The following is a 19,792-nucleotide window of genomic DNA, read 5'->3' as shown; positions in this document are numbered from 1 at the left end:
ATCTCCGGGTAGCTGCGCAGCGTCGCGGCGAGCCACTCAAGCATGACGTCCGCCCTTCTGCTTCGCGAGCACGTCGGGCTTGAGCAGCTTCAGGCCCTGCGCGGCCTGGTAACCGTGGATCTCCTTGACGTCGAGCTTGCGCATGAACGTGATGGTGTCCTGCGTGATCACCTGGCCGGGAACCATGATCGGGAAGCCCGGCGGGTAGGGGATGACGAAGTTGGCGGAGACCAGCTCGGGCCCGGCCTTCAGGCGGTCGTCGATCTCCTTGCTCGCGAGCTTGACGTAGTCGCAGTTGTCCTCGTCGTAGGCCATGAAGAAGGGCGGACGCACGTGCCCTTCATTGCTGAGCCCCTTCGCGTTGTCGCGGAACACGTCGTGGAAGCGGCTGAAGTTGGGGAGATCGGGCACGTCGGTGATCAGAGACTTTACCCGCTCGGCGAACGCGGCCTGTTCGCGCGCGCCGCCCTTGGCGAGTCGCTGGTCGATCTCGCGGGATAGATCGGCCAGCACCTTGATCAGCAGGGCGGCGTCGCTGCGCGTGTTGTTGATGTTGGTCTGGACGAGGATGCTGTTGCGCGAGGTCTTGTTGATCTGGACGTCGAACCGGTCGGCCAGGAGGTTCTTGAACTGGGTGCCGTCGAAGCCGGCGGTCCCGCAGATCAGGGTGAGCCGCGTCGGGTCCAGGGCGAACTCGTCGTTGTCCCACGCCTCGATCACGTCCCGCCAGTCGGAGTGGGGCGGCCCGTAGTCCGTGATGCCAGAGGCCCGGAACTCGGCGGGCACCATCTCGGCCGGGGTGGCTACATGGAAGTACTTCGAGATGAGGGGGTGATGGTTGATCTCGCGCCGCAGCCGGAGGGCCATCTCGGTCATCTTCATGGTCAGCTCGTACCCCTCCAGCTCCATCTGGCGTCGAGCCACGTCGAGCGAGGCGATGATCTGGAGATTCGGAGACGTCGACGTGTGGGTGAGGAAGGCCTCCTGGAACGGGCCCTCCACGTGTTCGAAATCCTCGTCCCAGATCAGGATCATCGATCCCTGCCGCAGGGCCGACATCGACTTGTGCGTCGAGTTCGTCTGGTACACGCGGATGCGCACCGTGTCGGGGTCCGGCAGCAGATGCAGGTCGAGCAGCCCACCGTCGGCCGGATCGAGCGCGCCCGCCTTCGCGGCGAAGGCGTTGTAGTGCTCGCGATAACCCGGGTCGCGGTACCGCGCGGCCAGGGTAGCGGCCGCGCCCATGGCGGTGCGACGGCGATGGAAGGCGTTGAATCGCGCGAAGCCGAACCAGGCCTCGTCCCACAGGAAGATCAGATCCGGCTTGATGGCAAGGCACTCCTCCATCACCCGGGCCGGGTTGTACATGTGCCCGTCGAAGGTGCAATTGGTGAGGTCGATGACCTTGACCCGGTCGAGGGTGCCCTCGGCCTTGCAAGCGAGGAGCGCCTTCTTGATGGTGCGCAGCGGCACCGCGCCGTACATCGAGTACTGGGTGAGGGGGTAGGCCTCCACGTAGTAGGGCTGGGCGCCGGCGAGCACGAAGCCGTAGTGGTGGGACTTGTGGCAATTCCGGTCGACGATGACGATGTCGCCCGGCTTGCAGATGGCCTGGACCACGATCTTGTTCGACGTCGAGGTCCCGTTGGTGGCGAAGTAGGCGCGTTCGGCGCCGAAGGCGCGCGCGGCCATCTCCTGGGCGCGCTTGATGTTGTTGGTCGGCTCGAGGAGGCTGTCGAGGCCGCCCGTGGTGGCGGAGGACTCGGCCAGGAAGAGGTTCGTCCCGTAGAACTGGCCCATGTCCCGGATCCAGTTCGAGGTGAAGACGGACTTGCCGCGGGCGATCGGCAAGGCGTGGAAGGTCCCCACCGGCCGTTGCGCGTACTTCTTGAGATTGTTGAAGTACGGAGAGTCGTAGCGGTCGCCGACCCCGTCGAGGATGGCCAGGTGGATCTCCATCAGCTCCTCGACATTGTGGAAGATGCGCCGGATCGGGGCGGCCTCCGCGCTGCCCGCGAGCGACTCGACGGCCCGATCGCTCAGCAGGTACACGTCCAGCTCCGGCCGATAGTGCTTGGCGGCCTGCGCCAGCGCGGCGGCGAGCGCCCCGGGGGCGATGCTCGATGGCTCGACGCGGAGGTAGCGGAGCAGGAAGTCGCGCATCGCGGGCAGGTCGTGGCGGGACGGGAAGGGGAATCCATCGTAGATCACCAACGCCTGCACGCTGGTGTTGAAGATGGCACCGATGACGCCGTCCTCGAAGCTCCCGACCTGGACGATCTCGTAGGTGAAGAGATCCTCCGGACGTCGGAGCCGCCGGAGGTCGGCCCGGGATCGCGCCCACTGGCTCGAGTCGTGAGGCGTCACGACCAGCACCTCGAAGTAGGGCTTGTGGCCATCCGCCGGCCTGACGTCCGGTGGGAGGGCATCGAGGACGCGCGCGTCTCCGTCCTCCAGGGGGTCCCACGCCGCCGCGTCCTGCCGGTAGGTGCGGCTGAGCAGCGCGACCGAGAGCTTCTGGACCAGGCGCGCGAAGACCGCGGCGTTGCGCTCTTGCAGCGCCTCATCGACCGCTTGGAGCAGGCGAGGGCCCGGGTAGGCCCAGTAGGTCTCGAGCGGCCCGATCTCGGCCAGGAGACCGGCGGCCGCGGCGTGCAAGTCGGCGCCCGGCTCACGCGACGTGCCATGCGCCACCGCGGCTTCCCACGCGCGCCCAACCGCGCACAGCTCTCGCCAGCGATCGATCCGGGCCTCCGCGGCCGAGAAGAAATCCCTGAGGTCGGTCATGCCGGAGGGCTTCGTGCTCGTGGTCATCGCACGTCTCCTTTCGTGGGCGGGAGCTAAGATCAGGTCGCGCGGGAGCGAAAGGCCCCCGCGGGCCCTGGATGGGGTTTGCCCAGGCCGAGTCGTCGAGGTCGGCGTGTCGGTGACCGTCGTGGATCTCCTCCCGTCGGACCCGTGGACGCTGTCGCAATCGGCCGGACTATGACGGGGGACAGCCGAGAAGTCCTGACGGAAACCGGAAATTTTTCCGCGCCGTGTACGTACTCGACAAGGCGAACGAAATCCTCTACCATCCGATCGCGATGCTGGAGTTTCCGCCCTACAGAATGGACCTTCGGGCGGAACGTCTTTGGTGCGGCACCGAGCCGGTCGCACTCCGTCCGAAGGCCTGGGCTCTCCTGCGTTACCTGATCGAGCGCCCCGGCGTCCTCGTCACGAAGGAAGCGTTGCACGCCGCCGTCTGGGGCGACGCCATCGTGTCCGACGACACCTTGACGCGGACGATGGGCGAGCTGCGGCAGGCGTTGGCCGACGACGCGCGGACCCCCCACATCATCGAGACCGCCCACCGGCGCGGCTTTCGCTTCATCGCCCCGCTGCACGACGCCTCCGCCGACGGCGCCTCGGCGGGCGCGCCGGTCGCGACGACGGACCATGCGGCAGCCACGCGATTGGTGGGGCGCGAGGACGAGCTGCAGCAGCTCGCCGAGCTGTTTCGCCAGGCCACGGCCGGCCAACGCCAGATCGTCTTGCTCGAAGGCGAGCCGGGCATCGGCAAGAGTTCGCTCGCCGCGGCGTTCGTGGAGCGCGTCCGCGCGTCGGGCGTGCCCGTCCTGATCGCGTACGGCCAGTGCGTGGAACAGCAGGGGGAGCGTGAGGCCTACATGGCGGTGCTGGAGGCCCTGGATCGCCTGGGCCACGGTCCGTCGGGGCCCGAGGTGTTGGCCGCTCTCCGGTCGGTCGCGCCGAGCTGGCTGGCGCAGCTACCGTCGCTGAAGAGCCCCGCTGACGCCGAGCGCTTGCGCCAGTGGCGCGATCTCACCACGCCGCAGCGGATGCTGCGCGAATTCGCCGGCTTGATGGAGGCCATCTCCGTCCAGCATCCGCTGGTGCTCGTGCTGGAGGACCTGCACTGGAGCGACCGCGGGACGCCGGATCTGCTCGCCGTGCTGGCGCAGCGATCGGAGCGCGCGCGGCTGATGGTGATCGGCACCTATCGCCCCGCTCAGGCCGCGGCGCTCGATCTGCCGATCCAGCAGGTCCGGACCACGCTGCGGGCGCGGCGGCGCTGCACCGAGATCGCGCTGGAGTATCTCGCCCGCAAGGAGGTCGCCACCTACCTCGCGGAGCGCCTCGGCGGCTCGCGCGTCGCGGACGACGTGGTCGCGGTGGTCCACCGACGCAGCGACGGCAACCCGCTGTTCATGACCGTCCTGGTGGACCGTCTCCTGGCGCGCGGCTGGTTGGCCGAGCACGACGGCGGCTGGCGATTGACCGCGCCGCGCTCCACCATCGAGAGCGACGTGCCCGACGATCTCCGGCATCTGCTGGAAGGCTTGTTCCTGGCCGCCGCCCCCGAGGAGCAGGACGTGCTCGGGGTGGCGAGCGTGGCCGGACCGGCGTTCGACGCCCCGAGCGTGGCCGCGGGACTCGGCGACACGACCGAGCGCGTGGAGGCGATCTGCCACCGTCTCTGCCACGCGCCACGATGGCTCGAGGATCTCGGCAGCCGAGACTGGCCCGATGGCACGCTGGCCGCCCGGTATCGTTTCCGGCACGCGCTCTTCCAGCGCGTGCTCTACGATCGGCTCCCCCCCAGCCGACGTGCGGCCCTGCACGAGCGAATCGGAGCCAGCCTCGAGAGCGCCTACCGGGGCCGGACCGCCGAGATCTCCGGCGAGCTGGCGGCGCATTTCCAAAGCGGCCGCGATCATCGGCGCGCCTTGATCTACCTCGAGCAGGCGGCCGTGCGGGCCTACGACCGTCACGCGTACCGAGACGTGCTCGCGTGCCTGAAGCCTGCCTTCGACCTGCTCGGTACGCTGCCGGACACCCAAGACCGCGCTCGCGATGAGCTGCGGCTGCGCCGGCGCTACGTGACCGTGCTCTCGCAGACGGCCGGATACACCGCCGACATCCTGCGCGACAACCTGACTCGAATCCAGCATCTGGGCCGCACCCTCGAGGACGTTGCCGCGCAGTTCGATGCGTTGAGCGAGCTATGTCTGCTCCATGCCAACGTCGGTGACCTCATCCAGGCGGAGGCGACCGGCCGCGAGCTGGGCGCTGTCGCCGAGCGTCTGGATCATTCCGCGGCCCTGCAGGCCGGTTTTCTGCGTGGCGCAGTGGCGCTCTGGCGAGGCCAGCTGGGCGCGGCGGAAAGCCTGCTGGGCGAGGCACGCTCGCTTCCGGTGAGTCTCGACGAAGCGGAGCGACCGTACGGCGTCAATCCGCTGGTCGCGGTGCGATCCTTCGAGGGGCTGCGCCGATGGGTGACCGGCGATCCGAGCGGAGCCCGCGCGATCCAGCAGGAGGCCCTGTCGCTCGCCGAGGGGCACGGCCGCCCCTTCACGCTCGCGCAGGCGCTGACCTTCCACGCGACGCTCCTGACGCTCGACGAGGACTGGCCGGAGGCCGGGCGGCTGGCCGCGCGGACGCTGGAGCTGTCGGAGGACTACGGGTTCCCACTATGGCGTGGTGCCGCGCTCGTCCTCGTCGGACGGGTCCTCGTGGAGCAGGGCGAAGGCGGCCGGGGCCTGGACGAGATGAACGCCGGACTCGATGTCCTCCGCGCCAACGGGTTGCGTCTGGGCCTGCCCATGCGTCTCGGCTTACTGGCGGGAGCCTGTCTGCGGAGCGGTGATGTGGAGGCCGGTCTCGCGGCGGCGGATGCCGCGCTCAGCCAGTGTCGCGACACCGGCGGGCGCTTCTTCGAGGCCGAGATCTGGCGCCTGCGCGGCGAGTTGCTGCTGCCCCGGCGTGGCGCAGAAGGCCCCGCGCGGTCGGCCCTGATCGTCGAGGCGGATGACTGCTTCACGAAGGCCCGCAGTATCGCCCGAGCGCAGGGGGCTCGCACGCTCGAGCGGCGCGTCGATCGGAGCCGGGCGGGCGTCCCGACCGGCCGCAAGGTCCGTCGGGTCGGCTAGTGGCTCCGCCCGGCCGCCGTCCGGCCCGGCGCGGAGAACATTCGGGTAAATTTCCGGGTTCCGTAAGGACTTTCCCACGTGCTCTCCACGACCATTGGGGCATGCCCGACGAGGAGAAGGCCGGCACCCGAAGCCAGAGCCCCTTGGGCAAGGTCCGGCGGCAAAGCGTGGCCGACGGCCCCAGCCTGCCCTATGCTCGGGCGTTCGTGGTCCAATTCACCGCAGACACGGACGCCGGACTCGAGTACGCCGTGGGACGGATCGAGCACCTGGAGACGGGGCGCCGCGAGCGATTCGAGTCGGCCGATGATCTCCTCCTCTGGATCTCCGCGCTGCTGGCCCGGGATCGAGATGCCCCCGGCTCGTCGGCACGGGAGGATCGGTCGTCGCCCTGAGGTGCCGGCCCGCCTGATGTCCCGGACGCGCGCCGGCGATCAAGCCGGATCGCGGTCCTCGGAGCGGGCGCGGACCTGTTGGAAGACCTCGAGCGGCGTGGCGAGGAAGGTGGCGACCACGTCGGGGTCGAAGTGGGTGCCCGCGGCTTCCCGGATGCGCTCGCGCGCGGCTTCCATCGGGATCGCCTTCGAGTAGGGGCGGTCGAAGGTCATCGCGTCGAACGCATCGGCGAGCGCGAAGATCCGCGCCCCCAGCGGAATGGCCGGGCCGGCCAGCCCCAGCGGGTAGCCGGTGCCGTCCCAGCGCTCGTGGTGGTGATACACCACCGGGATCGCGTCGCGCAGGAACGGGATGCGCTCGAGGATCTGGCGCCCGAACTCGGGATGGCTCCGCATGATCGCCCACTCCTCGGGCGTGAGCGGCCCGGGCTTGAGCAGGATACTGTCCGAGATGCCGATCTTGCCGATGTCGTGCAGCAGCACACCGCGGCCCAGCGCGTCGATCGCCTCCTCCGCCAGCCCGTGGGCCCGGGCCAGGGCGATGGAGTAGGCGTGGACGCGGCGCGAGTGCAACTCGGTGCCCACTTCGCGGGTGGCGAGCGCGGAGCCGAGCGCCTCCAGCGTGGCCTGGTAGGTCTCCCGTAGCTCGCCCAGCGCGGCCGCGAGATCGCGGGTGGCCTCCGCGACGCGGGTCTCCAGCAGGGCCTGGTGCTCGCGGCGCTCGAGAATCAGCTGACGCCGCTCGAGGGCGCGCTCGGCGGCCAGGAGCACCTGGTCCAGGTTGACCGGCTTCAGGATGAAATCGCTGGCGCCCTGCTTGAGGCTCTCCACCGCGGTGGTCAGGTCCGCGGCGCCGGTGAGCATGATGACCGCGGCGTCGGCGTCGCGGGCCTTGAGGTGCTGGAGGAGCTGCAGGCCGTCCATCACCGGCATCTTGAGATCGGTGATGGTCAGGGGCGAGCGCTCCGTCTCGAACAGCCGCGCCGCCTCGCGCCCGTTGGGCGCCGTCCGGCATTCGTACCCGGCGGAGCCGAACACCGCGTGCAGCGTGGTGCGAATGTCGTGCTCGTCGTCGACGATGAGGACGCGCCGTGCCGAGGGCAGGGCGGCCACCCCGCTCAGGCTCCGGGGCGGCCGCTGGGAGTGGTGCCGACGACGTCCTCGTGGACCGAGACGCGGTTCTTGCCCGCGCGCTTCGCCGCGTAGAGCGCCTCGTCGGCGGCGCGGATGACCTCGTCGGCGGCCGGCGCCACGTCCTCGGGCAGCGACGCGATGCCGAAGCTGGCGGTGATGCGCCGGCCGTGGGAGAAGCCCCACGTCGAGAGCACGTAGCGGATCCGGTCGGCGTACAGCCGCGCCCCGCTCTTGGACGTTTCGACCAGCAGCACCGCGAACTCGTCACCGCCGTAGCGGCAGATCACGTTGATCCCGCGGGATTGCTTGAGCAGGATGTCGGCCATGGCCCGCAGGGTCTCGTCGCCGGCCGCGTGGCCCAGCTCGTCGTTGACCGCCTTGAAGCCATCGAGGTCGAGTAGCACCACCGAGACCGGATGGTTGAAGCGGCGGTAGCGCGAGACTTCTTCCTCGAGCCGGATGGAGAAGAATCGTCGGTTGTAGAGCCCGGTCACCTCGTCCTTGAAGGAGAACTCCTTGAGCTGGGCGCTGGTCGACTCGAGCTCCTTGTAGGCGGTGTCGAGCCGGCGCGCGTACTCGTTCACGTCCGCGGCCTGTTGCTCGATGGTCAGGAGCATCCGCGAGAAGGACTGCATCAGTGAATCGACCTCGTCGCTCTGCTGCACGTACTGCTGGACCGCGGCAGTCTCGGGGCTGGCGACCGGCACGGGCGGCGCGCCCGCCGCCGAGGCCCGTCGAGCCGTGGAGGCGGTGTTGACTGCGCCGCTGTGTCGCACCACGGAGGTGGCCAGATCCCACAGCATGAAGCTGCCCGCGGCCATCAGGAGACCGGTGCCGGCCAGCATGACCATCATCCACGGCAGGTCCCGCTCCTGGATCTGGGGGTCCAGCAGGGGCAGGGCATACGAGTACAGCAGGTACGCCACCACCAGCATCGGCAGGAACGCGGTCAGGGTGATGGCGACCAGGATCTTTCGCTTGATGCGCCGGGCCGCGGGGGTGTCGGAAGACCGGGGACGCTTGGCCATGACGTGGTGTCATCAGGATAATCGGGCCAAGGCTCCGTGTGGCGGGAGAATTTCAAGGATGGCCCCTTTCTTGACGGGGCGCCGAGGGCTGGGGTACGGTAGCCTCTCATGGCCCAGGAGTCCAAACTCTTCAATGCTGACAGGCAGATCGATTGCACCGGCCTCTTCTGTCCCATGCCGATCGTGAGGACGCGCGAGGCCATCCGACGGATGGCGGTGGGCCAGGTGCTGGAGATGCTCTCCGACGACCCTTCCTCCGATCCCGACATGCGGAGATGGGCTCTCCACATGGGTCACGATCTGCTCCAGGTCACGCGAAGCGGGGCGGTCTACCGCTTCGTCGTCCGGAAGACGCGGTAGGCGGTGGCGCCCGGCGCTGTCGAGCCCGAGCGCGTCTATCTCGACTATGCGGGCTTCGCGCCGGTCGACCCGCGGGTCCTGGCCGTCATGCGACCGTTCCTCGAAGCGGGTATCGGCAACCCCTCGGCCCGGCACTCGCTGGGCGCGGAAGCGCGCGAGTCGCTCGACGCGGCCCGCCTGAAGGTCGCGCGGCTCTGCGGCGGCGCCGCCGGCGGCATCATCTTCACCTCGGGCGCCACCGAGGCCAACAACCTCGCCATCAAGGGCGTGGCGCTGCGTGCGCGGCCCGGGGCGGCCCGGGTGCTCCTGTCGGCCATCGAGCACATCTCGGTGATCAATGCCTGCCGCGATCTGGAGAAGGCGGGGGTGGCGCTCACCGTGCTGCCCGTCGACGCCGAGGGCCGCGTCGACCCGGAGGCGCTCCGCGCGGCGCTGACCGCCGACACGGTGCTGGTGTCGATCGCCGCCGCAAATCCCGAGATCGGGACGGTCCAGCCGCTCAAGGAGATCGCCCGCGTCACGCGCGCCGCGGGCGTGCCGCTCCACGTGGATGGGGTGGGCGCGATCGGCCGGGTGCCGCTTGGCGTGGAGGCCATGGGCATCGATCTGCTGACGATGTCCGGCAACGATCTCTACGGTCCGCCGGGAAGCGGCGCCCTCTGGGTGCGGCCGGGCGTGCGCATCCATCCGCAGATACTGGGAGGCGGCCAGGAGGGCGGCTATCGCTCCGGCACCGAGAATCTGCCGGGCACGGTGGGCTTCGGGGTCGCCGCCGAGCTGATGCGCGTGGAGGGCGCCCATCACGAGGCCACGCGGGTGGCCACCCTGCGCGACCGGCTGATGGCGGGCGTGCTCGCCACGGTCGCCGACTGCCGCGTGACCGGATCGCGCGTGGCGCGGTTGCCGCATCATCTGAGCGTGGTGATCCGTGGTGTGAAGGCGGATAGCCTGCTGCTCGATCTCGACCTGGCCGGAGTCGCGGCCTCGACCGGCTCGGCGTGCGCGTCGCTCACCCAGCTGACCTCGCACGTGCTGCGCGCGATCGGCTGCACGACCGCGGAGGCGGAGGGCGCGCTCTGCTTCACGCTCGGGCGCTGGACCACCGCGACCGACGTGGAGGCGGTGCTGCAGCGGCTGCCTCCCATCGTGTCGCGGCTCCGCGCGCTCGCCCCGCTGCACACCTGATCGGGTCCCGCCGCGGCCATGAAGCTCGTCCTGTTCGACATCGACGGCACCCTGATCACGTCGCGGGGAGCCGGGCGGCGGGCGATGCGCACGGCCTTCGAGCACGTCTTCGGCACCGCGGGCGGCATCGACCACTACGACCTTCGCGGACGGACCGACACGCGAATCGTGCACGACGTGATGGCCGCGGAAGGATGGGACGCGACGCGAGTGCGGGAGCGCCTCGACGATTTCTTCGAGGCCTACGTGGGCGGGCTCACCGCCGAGATCGGCGACGGCCGCCACGTGGTCATCCTGCCCGGCGTGGCGGCGATGGTGGAGCGCCTCGACCGGGCCGCGGGCGTCGCGCTGGGCCTGGTCACCGGGAACATCGAGGAGGGCGCCCGGATCAAGCTGCTCCCCACCGGGCTCTGGCCGCGCTTCCAGGTGGGCGCCTATGGCTCCGATCACATGGACCGGCGTCGCCTGCCCTCACTGGCCGCGCGGCGCGCCCACGCGCGGCTCGGGCGCGAGTTCTCGCCCGAGGACGTGATCGTGATCGGCGACACCCCGCACGACGTGGACTGCGCGCGCGCCTTCGGCGCGGTCGCGGTCGCGGTGGCCACCGGCCAGTACCCGCCCGAGCAGCTGCTGGCCGAGCGCCCGGATCACTTCTTCGAGGACCTTGGCGACCCCGAGCGCGTGATCGCCGCGCTCAAGCTAGAGGCGTGATCATGGTAGTCCGGTGATCTGGATGCCGGAGTTCTTCAGCTTGTATCGGCGGTTGATGGTCGCCAGCAGCGCGGTGATGCCCTCGACCGGCCCCGCGTTGGCGAGCGCGCCCACGTCCACCGGACGCAGACCCATCGATCGGCCCAGCTCGGACACCAGGGTCTTGCCCTCGGCGTCGGCGCCGCAGACGAGCAGATCGCACGCGATGGGATGATCGCCCGCGGAGAGCTCGTGGGCCGCGATGTGATGGAAGGCGGCGACCACCCGCGCCTCCCCGCCGAGCAGCTCCTGCGCCTCCTCGGCGGCCGACCCCTGCGGCGGAGGGGTGAACAGGCGCGGGCCGCCGAAGGTGAGCGGCACCACCGTGCTCACCACGATCTTCCCTCGACAGGCCTCGCGTAGCTCGGGCAGCGTGGCGGCCAGACCGGTCGCGGGCACGGTCAGCACCACGACCTCGGCGGCGGCGGCAGCCTCGCGGTTGGACATGCCTTCGATCCGGCGCCCGGGCGCGGAGCCGGCCAGCTCGGCCGCCTTGGCGCGGGCCCGCCCGGGATCGCGCGAGCCGATGATCACGTCGTGGCCAGCCTGCGCCCACCGCAGCCCGAGCCCGATGCCTTCCTTGCCGGTGCCTCCCACGATGCCGATGCGCATGCGTTCTCCTTGGATGGGTCTATCGAAACAGGTCGCGGGCGGGATCGCGCATGAGGGCGCGGCTCGAGCCCTCACCGGGCGGCCACGCGAGGCCGCGGACGATCGCCACCGGCACGCGGTCGAGCTTGCCCATGACCGGCTCCGCCGCGCTCGCCAGCTCGTCGGCGAGGGCCAGGATGGTGGCCTGCAGCACGTGCCCGGCCGGATCCTCCTGGCCGAGATAGCTGACGATCGGCTCGAAACCGGCGAGGCCGATGGCGACGTTGACGAGCCCCTCGCGCCACGGCCGCCCGAAGGTGTCGGCGACGATGATGGCGAGATCGTGCCCGGTGAGGGAGCGGAGGCGGTCCCGCAGCGCGCGCGCGGAGCGATCCGAGTCCTCGGGCAGGAGGCAGGCGGTGTCGGCGTCGACGTTGGACTGGTCGACGCCCGCGTTCGCGCAGACCCAGCCGTGGTGCGTCTCGACGATCAGCACGCCCTTGTCCTTCCGGACGACGCGGCGGCTCTCGCCGAGAATCACCTCGACGAGGCGGGGATCGCGCCCGATCTCCTCGGCGAGGGAGCGGGCGCTCGCCGAGACCGTCACGTCGGACAGCCGCACGATCCGCCCCTCCGCCTTCGAGATGATCTTCTGGCTGATCACGAGCAGGTCCCGTCCCTCGATCGGCGTCCTCTGCCGTCGCGCCGCCTCGATGATCATCGGGGCCAGGTCCTGACCGGGAACGATCTCGGGCAGGCCCTCGACGCCGATCACCTCGTAGCGGATGGGCATGGCTAGCTCGTGGCCGCGAAGCGCGCGGCGGCCGGGAACCCGCGCAGCAGCCGGCCGCTCCGGGTCGCGCTCCCGCGCTCCAGGAGCACCGGGAGGTCGTCGGGGGCGTCCACGTCCAGCCCGATGCCGGGCAGGTGGACGACGCGCGGGCTGAGGCCGGCGGCGCGCGCCGCGGCCAGATGATTCTCGAATGACGGCTCGCCGAACGTGAGCGCCATTGCGCTCGGGGGATCGAGGAGCGCCGCGTTGGTGCCGTGTCCCGATCGCGACGGGACGAACGCGACGCCGGGGCCCTCGACGGCGCGGCCGAGCGTCGCCACCTCGTCCGGCGTCACGCAGGGAACGTCGCCGGGAATCGTGAGGAACCGCCGGGCGCCCCGGGCCGCCGCTTCCCGTTGGGCGAACGCCACCGCTGCGGTGTGGCCACGATTGGCGGGCTCGATCCAGCAGGTCACGTCCCGCGCCCGCGCGAGCGCCTGCACCTCGTCGTCGGTGGTCACGATGATGACCGCGCCGGGCAGGGCGGCCGTCATCACGTCCAGCACGTCCTCGAGCATCGCCCGGGCGAGGTCCCGGCGCTCCGAGGGCGACAGGGCCGGGATCAGCCGCTGCTTGGCGTTGATCAGGTCCTTGACCGGAATGGCCGCCACGAGGGGGACGGTCATGCGAGCGGCAGCGCGTCGAGGACGCGACGGGCGAGGGCCACTTCGGCCTCGCGGCCCGACATGATGGTGGGCGCGGCCACCGGCCGGACGCCGGTGCGCTCGATCTCGGGAGCCATCGCGCGGTCCCGCTCGTCGAAGACGAGCACGTCGAGCCAGTCCGCGTAGGCGCGCGCCACTCCGGCCGCGGAGACCGGGAGCCCGGCGGATGCCATCAGCCGGCCGGCGGGCCCGGACACCGCATCGCCGCCCACGATGGGGCTCACCGCGACCACGGTGGCCTCGGTCGCCCGCAGCGCTTCGACGAGGCCGGGAACGGCGAGGATCGGGCCGACCGAGGTGATCGGGTTGGACGGGCAGACGAGCACGGCGTCGGCGGTGAGCAGCGCGTCGACCACGCCAGGCGCGGGATGCGCCCGCGCCGCTCCCGCGTAGCTGACCGCCCGGACGTCGACCTGCGCCTTCTCCCGCACGAAGTACTCCTGGAAGGCGAGCCAGCCGTCGGGGCCGAGGATGCGGGTGCGCACCGGCTGATCCGACATCGGCAGGATGCGAGCGCTCACGCCGAGGGCCGAGGTCACCGCCTGCGTGACCTGGCTCAGCGTGCGACCCTCGCGGAGCAGGCGCGTTCGATGGAGGTGGGTGGCGAGGTCGCGGTCGCCCAGGTTGAACCAGGCCGGCTCGCCGAAGCGCGCGATCTGGTCGAGCGTGTTGAACGTCTCGCCGGTCAGCCCCCAGCCCTTTTGCTCGTCGATGACTCCGCCCAGGGTGTAGCAGACCGTATCCAGATCGGGCGAGACGTGGAGGCCCCAGATCTCGGCGTCGTCGCCGGTGTTGACGACCACGGTGAGGTCTCGCGGATCGATCAGGCGCGCGAGCCCGCGGAGCAGCTTGGCGGCACCGGTGCCGCCCGCGAGCGCGGTGATGTGCATGGCGATGCGAGGCGCGCTAGTGCTCGCCTCGAGCGAGCGCGGAGCGGGCGCCGCCTCGGCCGCTCCACAGCGCGGTGCCGCCTCGCCAGCCGAAGAGTCCGAGCCCGGGACGGCCGCGGAGGGCTCGAGGCAGCTCCGCCTCCGGCAACGGGATGAAGCCGGCGCGAACCCAGACCCGGTCCAGGCTCTGGGGTCGCGCGAAGATGGTCTCGATGCCCACGGATCCGGCGTGAGTGAGAGCCCCTGCGGTGAGGTCTCCCGCGACCGCCAGCACATCCTCGGCGGGCATGTCCGGCGGGGCCACCACCACGGGTCCGTGCAGCATCGCGGCGGCGCCGGCCCGCTCCATCAGGAGCGCGCCCAGCAGCCGCTCCGGGTCCCACGCCCCCCAGCCGGCGACCACGTCCTCCGGCGGCGGGGCCCACGCCCCGGCGAACCGGAACAGCTCGAGGGCCGCCTCCCAAGGCGCGGTGAGCGGCCGGTACGCGAGCGTGGTGCTGTTACTTCTTGCCAAGCACCGAGTCCTTGAGCGACTTGGCGAGGCGGAACTTCACCACGCGCTTCGCGGGAATCTTGATGGGCTCACCGGTCTGCGGGTTGCGACCCATGCGCGCCTTGCGATTGGCGAGCACCAGGCGGCCGAAGTTCGGCAGCACGAACACGTTCTTCGCTTCCTTGGTCGCTAGAGATAGAAGCTGATCCATGACGTCGTTGATCTGCTTCTTGCTGAGCTCCGTCTTCTGGGCCAGGTGAGCGATGATGGCGGACTTCGTCATCGATTTCGCCATGTGCGTCCCTCCATGTTTCGGGTGTGAGAGTGAACGGCCGGAGCCGCTAGGTCGACCACCTGGAAACGTCGCGCCCGCGTGAAGCCAAGGCCCAATCCTACACAAGCCGGCCCGTGCGCTCAACAAGGGAATACGCGGGCGCCGCGCGATCAGCGGTCGGGGACGCGCGTGGGATGCAGGAAGCGGAACTGCCCGGAGCCGGCCAGCATCCGATAGGAGCCGAAGCGCTGCTCGGCATTGTCCACGTGATCGAGCGGGGAGTCCTCGTCCTCGGTCGCGATCTCGTACACGCGGAGCAGGTCGTACGTGGTGCTGCGCTGGGCCGGCACGCGGCCGGCGTCGCGGATGAGACGGCGCAGCTCCACGGGGGGCACCAGCTGACCGTAGGAGGCGCCCGCCGAGGTGGAGATCGACTCGTTGATCAGAGTGCCTCCCATGTCGTTGGCGCCCGACGCGAGCAGGACCTGGGCGAGCTTGGGGCCTTCCTTGACCCACGAGGACTGGATGTTCCGGAAGAGCGGGCCCAGGAACAGCCGGGCCAGCGCGTGCATCTTGATCACCTCGAGACCGGTGGCGCCCTGGCGCACGCCGGGGACGAGGCCGCGGCGGTACATCGGCGCCTCCTGGTGGATCAGCGACAGGGGCACGAACTCGGTGAAGCCGCCGGTGTCCTTCTGGATGCGGCGGAGGAGATCCATGTGGCGAATCCAGTGGGTGGGCTGCTCGACGTGGCCGTACATGATGGTGGAGGTGGTGCGGATGCCCAGCGCGTGCGCGGAGGTGATCACCTCGATCCACTCCTTCACGGTGATACGGCCGCGGGCGATGACGTCGCGGATCTCCTGGTCCAGCACCTCGGCCGAGGTGCCGGGCAGCGTGCCCAGACCGGCCTGCTTCAGCTCGGCCAGGTACTCCGGGATGGGCAGCCCCGAGCGGGTGGATCCGTAGAGAATCTCCTCGGGTGAGAACGCGTGGAGATGCATCTCGGGCAGGGCGGCCTTGATGGCCCGGCAGAGATCGATGTAGTAGCGCCCGTCGAGCTTGGGCGGCAGGCCGGCCTGGATGCAGACCTCGGTGGCGCCCATCTCCCACGCCTCGATGGCGCGGCGGACCACCTCGTCCATCGGCAGGAAGTAGCCTTCCTCCTCGCGATGGTCGCGGCTGAACGCGCAGAAGGTGCAGTGCTTGATGCAGACGTTGGTGAAGTTGATATTGCGGTTGACCACGTAGGTGACGACGTCGCCGGCCTGCCGGCGGCGCATCTCGTCGGCGACGAGGGTCAAGGCCTGGAAGTCGCGGCCGTGCGTCTCGGCCAGACGGATGCCGTCGTCCACCGAGAGCTCGCCGCCCTCGAGGAGATCGCCGAGGATGCGGCGGATGTCGGGGGAGGCCCAGTCGAGAGAGATGCCGGTCTCACGCGTCGCCATGTCTTCGCTCCGGTGCATGTTGTCGTGGTCGCTCTTCGGCTGCGCCTCGCCCTACTCTTCAATCTCGCTCGGCTCGCCTGCGGCTGCGCCTCGCCCTACCATCGCATTTCGCTCGGCTCGCCCGCGGCTGCGCCTCGCCCTACCATCGCCTCCACACCTCGAGGTCGGGCCTGACGAGGCCGTCGGGATCTACGGCGCGCGACACCCGGTCGCGTAGCCGCTCGTCGAGGAAGGCGGCACGGGTGGCGTACTCGGGATACACCGCGAGGCGCTCGCGCAGCTCGTGCCCCGCCGATTCGGTGCGCCGCCGCAGCTCGGCCAGGCCGGGCCACGGGCGCTCGGGATTGATGTGATCCGGCGTGAGCGGCGAGATACCGCCCCAATCGTTGAGGCCGGCCGCGGGCAGCCGATCGTAGCCCTGCGCGGAGAGGTTGGGCGGCGCCTGGATGTTCATGTCGGGGCCCAGGAGCAGGCGCGCCACCGCGACGGTACGCAGGAGGTCTTCGGGGACCGGATCCGGCCAGTCGCGCATCGGGATGGTCGGCTTGGCCCGGAAGTTCTGGATGATGACCTCCTGGATGTGTCCGTAGCGCTCGTGCAGCGCCCGGATCGCCAGGAGCGACTCCACGCGCTCGGCGTGCGTCTCACCGATGCCGATCAGGATCCCGGTGGTGAACGGGATGGACAGCGCACCCGCACGGGCGATCGTGCGCAGGCGGCGCTCCGGCACCTTGTCGGGCGCGCGGTCGTGGGCCGCGCCGGGCGCGAGCAGGCGCGTGGACGTGCTCTCGAGCATGATGCCCATGCTGACGTTGACCTCCCGCAGCGAGGCCAGATCGCGCTCGGTCATCAACCCCGGATTGGCGTGAGGCAGCAGGCCCGTCTCCTCGAGCACCCGCGCGCTGACCGCGCGCAGGTAGCCGAGCGTGCTCCGGTGACCGACCGACCGGAGGAACGCGCGGTGCTCGGCGAAGAGCGCCTCCGGCTTGTCCCCCAGCGAGAAGAGCGCCTCCTTGGCCCCCAGGCGCGCCCCGGCGCTGGCGAGGGCCAGCACCTGGTCCGGGCTCATCGTGAACGCGCCCGGCTCGCCGGGATCCTTGCGAAACGTACAGTATCCGCAGTAGTCGCGGCAGAGCGTGGTGAGCGGTATGAACACCTTCGCGGAGAACGTGATGCGTCGGCCGCGGCCGCGGTCCCGGAGCGCGGCGGCCGCATCGAGCAGGAGGGGCAGCCGCGCCGTCGGGGTGGATAGCAGCGCGGTCGCCTCGGCCGCGTCGGGCGTGCGCCCTTCCGCGAGGCGCTCCAGCGCCCGGTCGATCGGCGTCAGCTCGAGTACTGCCATGACGAGACGCGGTTCGGGGTCACGCGGATCATGAGGCCGCGCTCACGGGGCAGGCCGAGGGTCCGGTACTGATCGTACTTGGCGAGAAGCAGGTCCACCCCGTGTGAGAACTGCGGTCCCTCGGTCAAGAGGTCGGCCCGGCCCTGGATGATGACCCAGCGGAGATGCGTCCAATCCTCCTGGTACTCGTCGATCACGATTGAGACGCGCGGATTCTCGCGAAGGTTGCGGATGCGCTTGAGCCGTTCCGGCGGAGTCTGCTTCGGCTTGGCGTCCACCGCGGAGTAGAGCGCGCTGCCGTCGAACGCGTAGCAGATGGGTACCACCATCGGCTGACCACCCGAATCCGCCGTCGCGAGCCGGCCCACCCGGGCGCTCGTGATGAACGAGGCCATCGGACCCGTCAGGGGTGCGGCCGGGCTCGACGACATTGCGGATCAGCGAGGGGTCCGGAGGACCTTCGGGCGGACTTCCTCGGCGAACCGCTCCATCATGGCCAGCTGGCCTCGGAGGTCGGCCGGGGCCAGGTCGAACACGAAGTGGGTGACTCCGAGCGCCTGGTAGCTCTTGATGTGGCCGATCACGTCGGCGGCGGTGCCGCGGAAGCCCGGCTGGTCGCTGACCGCCGTCTTGCCGCGAGCCGGGGCCAGCTCGAGCGGCACCCGGAGCGACAGCGTGATGTCCCGGGGATCGCGCCCCGCCTTCTCTGCCCAGCGGTGGATCGCCTGGACCTTCTCGGCGTACTCCGGCGGATGGAGCATCGCGGGCGGACGCATGCCGATGGGGTGCCAGGCATCGGCCAGCTCGCCGGTACGGCGCAGCGCGACATCGGTGTGCCCGCCGATCCAGATGGGGATGCCGCCCTTCTGCCGGGGCTTCGGAAGCGCGCTCACCGAGGGCAGCCGGTAGTACGCGCCGGTGAACTGCACCGGCTCCTTCGTCCACATCTCGCGCATCAGCCGCAGGTACTCGTCGGTGACTTTTCCCCGGGCCTCGAAGGGCGGCGCCTGCACGGTCTCGAACTCCTCCCGCATCCAGCCTACGCCGGCGCCCAGGATCAGCCGGCCGCCCGACATGACGTCGAGCGTCGCGAGCATCTTGGCGGTCACCACCGGGTTGCGGTAGGGGACCACCAGCACGCTGGTGCCGAGCTTCACGCGCGAGGTGAGCCCGGCGAGGACGCCCATCAGGGCGAGCGGCTCCAGGTAGCCGTTGGTCCAGTCTCCCGCGAAACGGCCGCTGGGGGCGTACGGGTAGGGCGAGTCGTAGGTCGTGGGGATCACCACATGGTCGGTCACGAAGAGCGACGAGTACCGGAGCCCGTCGGCTTTCTGAGCCAGCTTGGTGAGCGACTCGGGCGTCGCAAGCGGACCACGGCCCGGCAGCGCGAAGCCGAAATGCATGCCCCGCATATTGCTCGCGGCCCTGGGGCCTGTCAAGGAGCGCCCCGGGCGCTCAGTGTCAGCGAGGTGACGGCAAAAAATCGGCCTATGCTAGGCTCGTACTTGAATGCTGATCCGGAGGCCCGCGTGAAGCCCCGCATCCTTGTGGTCGACGACGAAGCCGTCATCGCAGAGAATCTGCGCCTCACCCTCGAGCACGAGGGCCACGACGTGGAGACGGCGGGCAACACGGTCGCGGCCATGCTCCGCATGGAGACCCGCGAGTTCGCGCTCGCGCTGGTCGATCTGATCCTGCCCGATGGCGATGGGCTACACCTGCTCCGGCTGCTGAAGGCCAAGGACCCCTCGATCGAAGTCATCATCATGACCGGGCACGGGTCCATCTCGAAAGCGGTCGAGGCGACCAAGCAGGGCGCCTTCTACTTCGTGGCCAAGCCGTTCGACGCCGACGAGATGCTGATGCTGGTCGGCAAGGCGCTCGAGCGCCGCCGGCTGCTCGCCGAGACGTCCGATCTACGCCGCAAGCTGGCCGAGCAGGCCGCGTACGGCGAGATGCTGGGCTCGTCTCCGGCCATCAAGCGCGTCTTCGAGATGCTCGAGTCGGTGGCCGCCTCCGATGCCAACGTGCTGGTCGTGGGCGAGAGCGGGACCGGCAAGGAGCTGGCCGCCAATGCGGTGCATGCCAAGAGCACGCGGGTGGACGGCCCGCTGGTGAAGATCAACTGCGCGGCCTTGCCCAAGGACCTGATCGAGTCCGAGCTGTTCGGTCACGTCAAGGGCGCGTTCACGGGGGCCGCCACCGACAAGCCGGGCCTCCTCGAGGAAGCGCACCGTGGCTCGCTGCTCCTGGACGAGATCACCGAGATGCCCCTCGATCTCCAGGCCAAGCTCCTGCGCGTGCTCGAGGACCGCACCGTGCGCCGGCTCGGCGGGGCCAAGACGGTACCGGTGGACTTCCGGCTGATCTGCTCGACGAACCGGGAGCCGGAGACCGCGCTGCGCGAGGGGCGCCTCCGGCAGGACCTCTACTTCCGGATCAACACGGTGACGGTCGCGCTGCCCTCTCTCCGCG

General features: G+C 70.2%; 19 protein-coding genes. 6 read left to right on the top strand and 13 right to left on the bottom strand.

The window, feature by feature from the left end:
* Positions 1-36 precede the first annotated feature (36 nt).
* Complete coding sequence (locus VKN16_14670; protein ID HME95448.1) at positions 37-2,814, bottom strand: beta-eliminating lyase-related protein; 2,778 nt, start codon at positions 2,812-2,814, stop codon at positions 37-39.
* Between the two features lie 296 nt (positions 2,815-3,110).
* Here VKN16_14670 and VKN16_14665 point away from each other — a divergent pair, with 296 nt between their 5' ends.
* Together VKN16_14665 and VKN16_14660 are read left to right on the top strand one after the other, a co-directional pair.
* Positions 3,111-5,930, top strand: a complete 2,820-nt coding sequence (locus VKN16_14665) for an AAA family ATPase (protein HME95447.1) — start codon at positions 3,111-3,113, stop codon at positions 5,928-5,930.
* Positions 5,931-6,031: 101 nt separating this feature from the next.
* Complete coding sequence (locus VKN16_14660) at positions 6,032-6,325, top strand: hypothetical protein (protein ID HME95446.1); 294 nt, start codon at positions 6,032-6,034, stop codon at positions 6,323-6,325.
* A 39-nt stretch (positions 6,326-6,364) separates the two neighbouring features.
* Here the strand turns inward: VKN16_14660 and VKN16_14655 are convergent, their stop codons facing one another.
* Positions 6,365-7,438 carry an HD domain-containing phosphohydrolase gene (locus tag VKN16_14655; GenBank protein ID HME95445.1) on the bottom strand — a complete coding sequence of 358 codons (1,074 nt, stop codon included), beginning with the start codon at positions 7,436-7,438 and terminating at the stop codon, positions 6,365-6,367.
* 5 nt (positions 7,439-7,443) lie between these two features.
* Complete coding sequence (locus VKN16_14650; protein HME95444.1) at positions 7,444-8,487, bottom strand: GGDEF domain-containing protein; 1,044 nt, start codon at positions 8,485-8,487, stop codon at positions 7,444-7,446.
* A 108-nt stretch (positions 8,488-8,595) separates the two neighbouring features.
* Between VKN16_14650 and VKN16_14645 the strand changes: the two genes are divergently transcribed.
* The 3 genes from VKN16_14645 to VKN16_14635 are packed head-to-tail and all read left to right on the top strand — an operon-like array spanning position 8,596 to position 10,743.
* Entirely contained in the window at positions 8,596-8,847 is a 252-nt protein-coding gene (locus tag VKN16_14645; GenBank protein HME95443.1) for a sulfurtransferase TusA family protein, read from the top strand.
* 3 nt (positions 8,848-8,850) lie between these two features.
* The gene (locus VKN16_14640) at positions 8,851-10,032 is read left to right on the top strand and encodes a cysteine desulfurase family protein (protein HME95442.1); all 1,182 of its coding nucleotides are present in this window, start codon (positions 8,851-8,853) and stop codon (positions 10,030-10,032) included.
* A gap of 18 nt (positions 10,033-10,050) precedes the next feature.
* Positions 10,051-10,743 (top strand): HAD family hydrolase, encoded by a 693-nt coding sequence (locus tag VKN16_14635; protein ID HME95441.1) that lies wholly within the window; start codon positions 10,051-10,053, stop codon positions 10,741-10,743.
* On the opposite strand, the gene npdG is transcribed toward VKN16_14635, so the two are convergent.
* The 10 genes from npdG to VKN16_14585 form a co-directional block, all read right to left on the bottom strand.
* The gene (gene npdG, locus VKN16_14630) at positions 10,744-11,394 is read right to left on the bottom strand and encodes an NADPH-dependent F420 reductase (protein HME95440.1); all 651 of its coding nucleotides are present in this window, start codon (positions 11,392-11,394) and stop codon (positions 10,744-10,746) included. It lies immediately after the preceding gene.
* Between the two features lie 19 nt (positions 11,395-11,413).
* Positions 11,414-12,166, bottom strand: coding sequence for a coenzyme F420-0:L-glutamate ligase (gene cofE, locus VKN16_14625; protein HME95439.1), 753 nt, complete (start codon positions 12,164-12,166; stop codon positions 11,414-11,416).
* 2 nt (positions 12,167-12,168) lie between these two features.
* Entirely contained in the window at positions 12,169-12,831 is a 663-nt protein-coding gene (gene cofC, locus VKN16_14620) for a 2-phospho-L-lactate guanylyltransferase (protein HME95438.1), read from the bottom strand.
* The gene (gene cofD, locus VKN16_14615) at positions 12,828-13,760 is read right to left on the bottom strand and encodes a 2-phospho-L-lactate transferase (GenBank protein HME95437.1); all 933 of its coding nucleotides are present in this window, start codon (positions 13,758-13,760) and stop codon (positions 12,828-12,830) included. The genes cofC and cofD overlap by 4 nt, the downstream gene beginning before the upstream one ends.
* A 16-nt stretch (positions 13,761-13,776) precedes the next feature.
* Positions 13,777-14,274 carry a hypothetical protein gene (locus VKN16_14610; protein ID HME95436.1) on the bottom strand — a complete coding sequence of 166 codons (498 nt, stop codon included), beginning with the start codon at positions 14,272-14,274 and terminating at the stop codon, positions 13,777-13,779.
* Entirely contained in the window at positions 14,261-14,536 is a 276-nt protein-coding gene (locus VKN16_14605; GenBank protein ID HME95435.1) for an HU family DNA-binding protein, read from the bottom strand. The genes VKN16_14610 and VKN16_14605 overlap by 14 nt, the downstream gene beginning before the upstream one ends.
* A 161-nt stretch (positions 14,537-14,697) precedes the next feature.
* Positions 14,698-15,975, bottom strand: a complete 1,278-nt coding sequence (cofH, locus tag VKN16_14600; protein ID HME95434.1) for a 5-amino-6-(D-ribitylamino)uracil--L-tyrosine 4-hydroxyphenyl transferase CofH — start codon at positions 15,973-15,975, stop codon at positions 14,698-14,700.
* 139 nt (positions 15,976-16,114) lie between these two features.
* Positions 16,115-17,317 carry a 7,8-didemethyl-8-hydroxy-5-deazariboflavin synthase CofG gene (gene cofG / locus VKN16_14595; protein ID HME95433.1) on the bottom strand — a complete coding sequence of 401 codons (1,203 nt, stop codon included), beginning with the start codon at positions 17,315-17,317 and terminating at the stop codon, positions 16,115-16,117.
* Entirely contained in the window at positions 17,299-17,712 is a 414-nt protein-coding gene (locus VKN16_14590) for a TIGR03668 family PPOX class F420-dependent oxidoreductase (GenBank protein HME95432.1), read from the bottom strand. Before VKN16_14590 ends, cofG begins: the two co-directional genes overlap by 19 nt.
* A gap of 42 nt (positions 17,713-17,754) precedes the next feature.
* Entirely contained in the window at positions 17,755-18,720 is a 966-nt protein-coding gene (locus VKN16_14585) for an LLM class F420-dependent oxidoreductase (protein ID HME95431.1), read from the bottom strand.
* A gap of 126 nt (positions 18,721-18,846) precedes the next feature.
* On the opposite strand from VKN16_14585, the gene VKN16_14580 reads away from it, so the two are divergent.
* The coding region (locus VKN16_14580; protein HME95430.1) for a sigma-54 dependent transcriptional regulator at positions 18,847-19,792 on the top strand (946 nt) is incomplete at its 3' end.

This window comes from Candidatus Methylomirabilota bacterium (genome assembly GCA_035315345.1).
Classification (GTDB): domain Bacteria; phylum Methylomirabilota; class Methylomirabilia; order Rokubacteriales; family CSP1-6; genus CAMLFJ01.
This window is presented reverse-complemented; position numbering and strand designations above follow the sequence as displayed.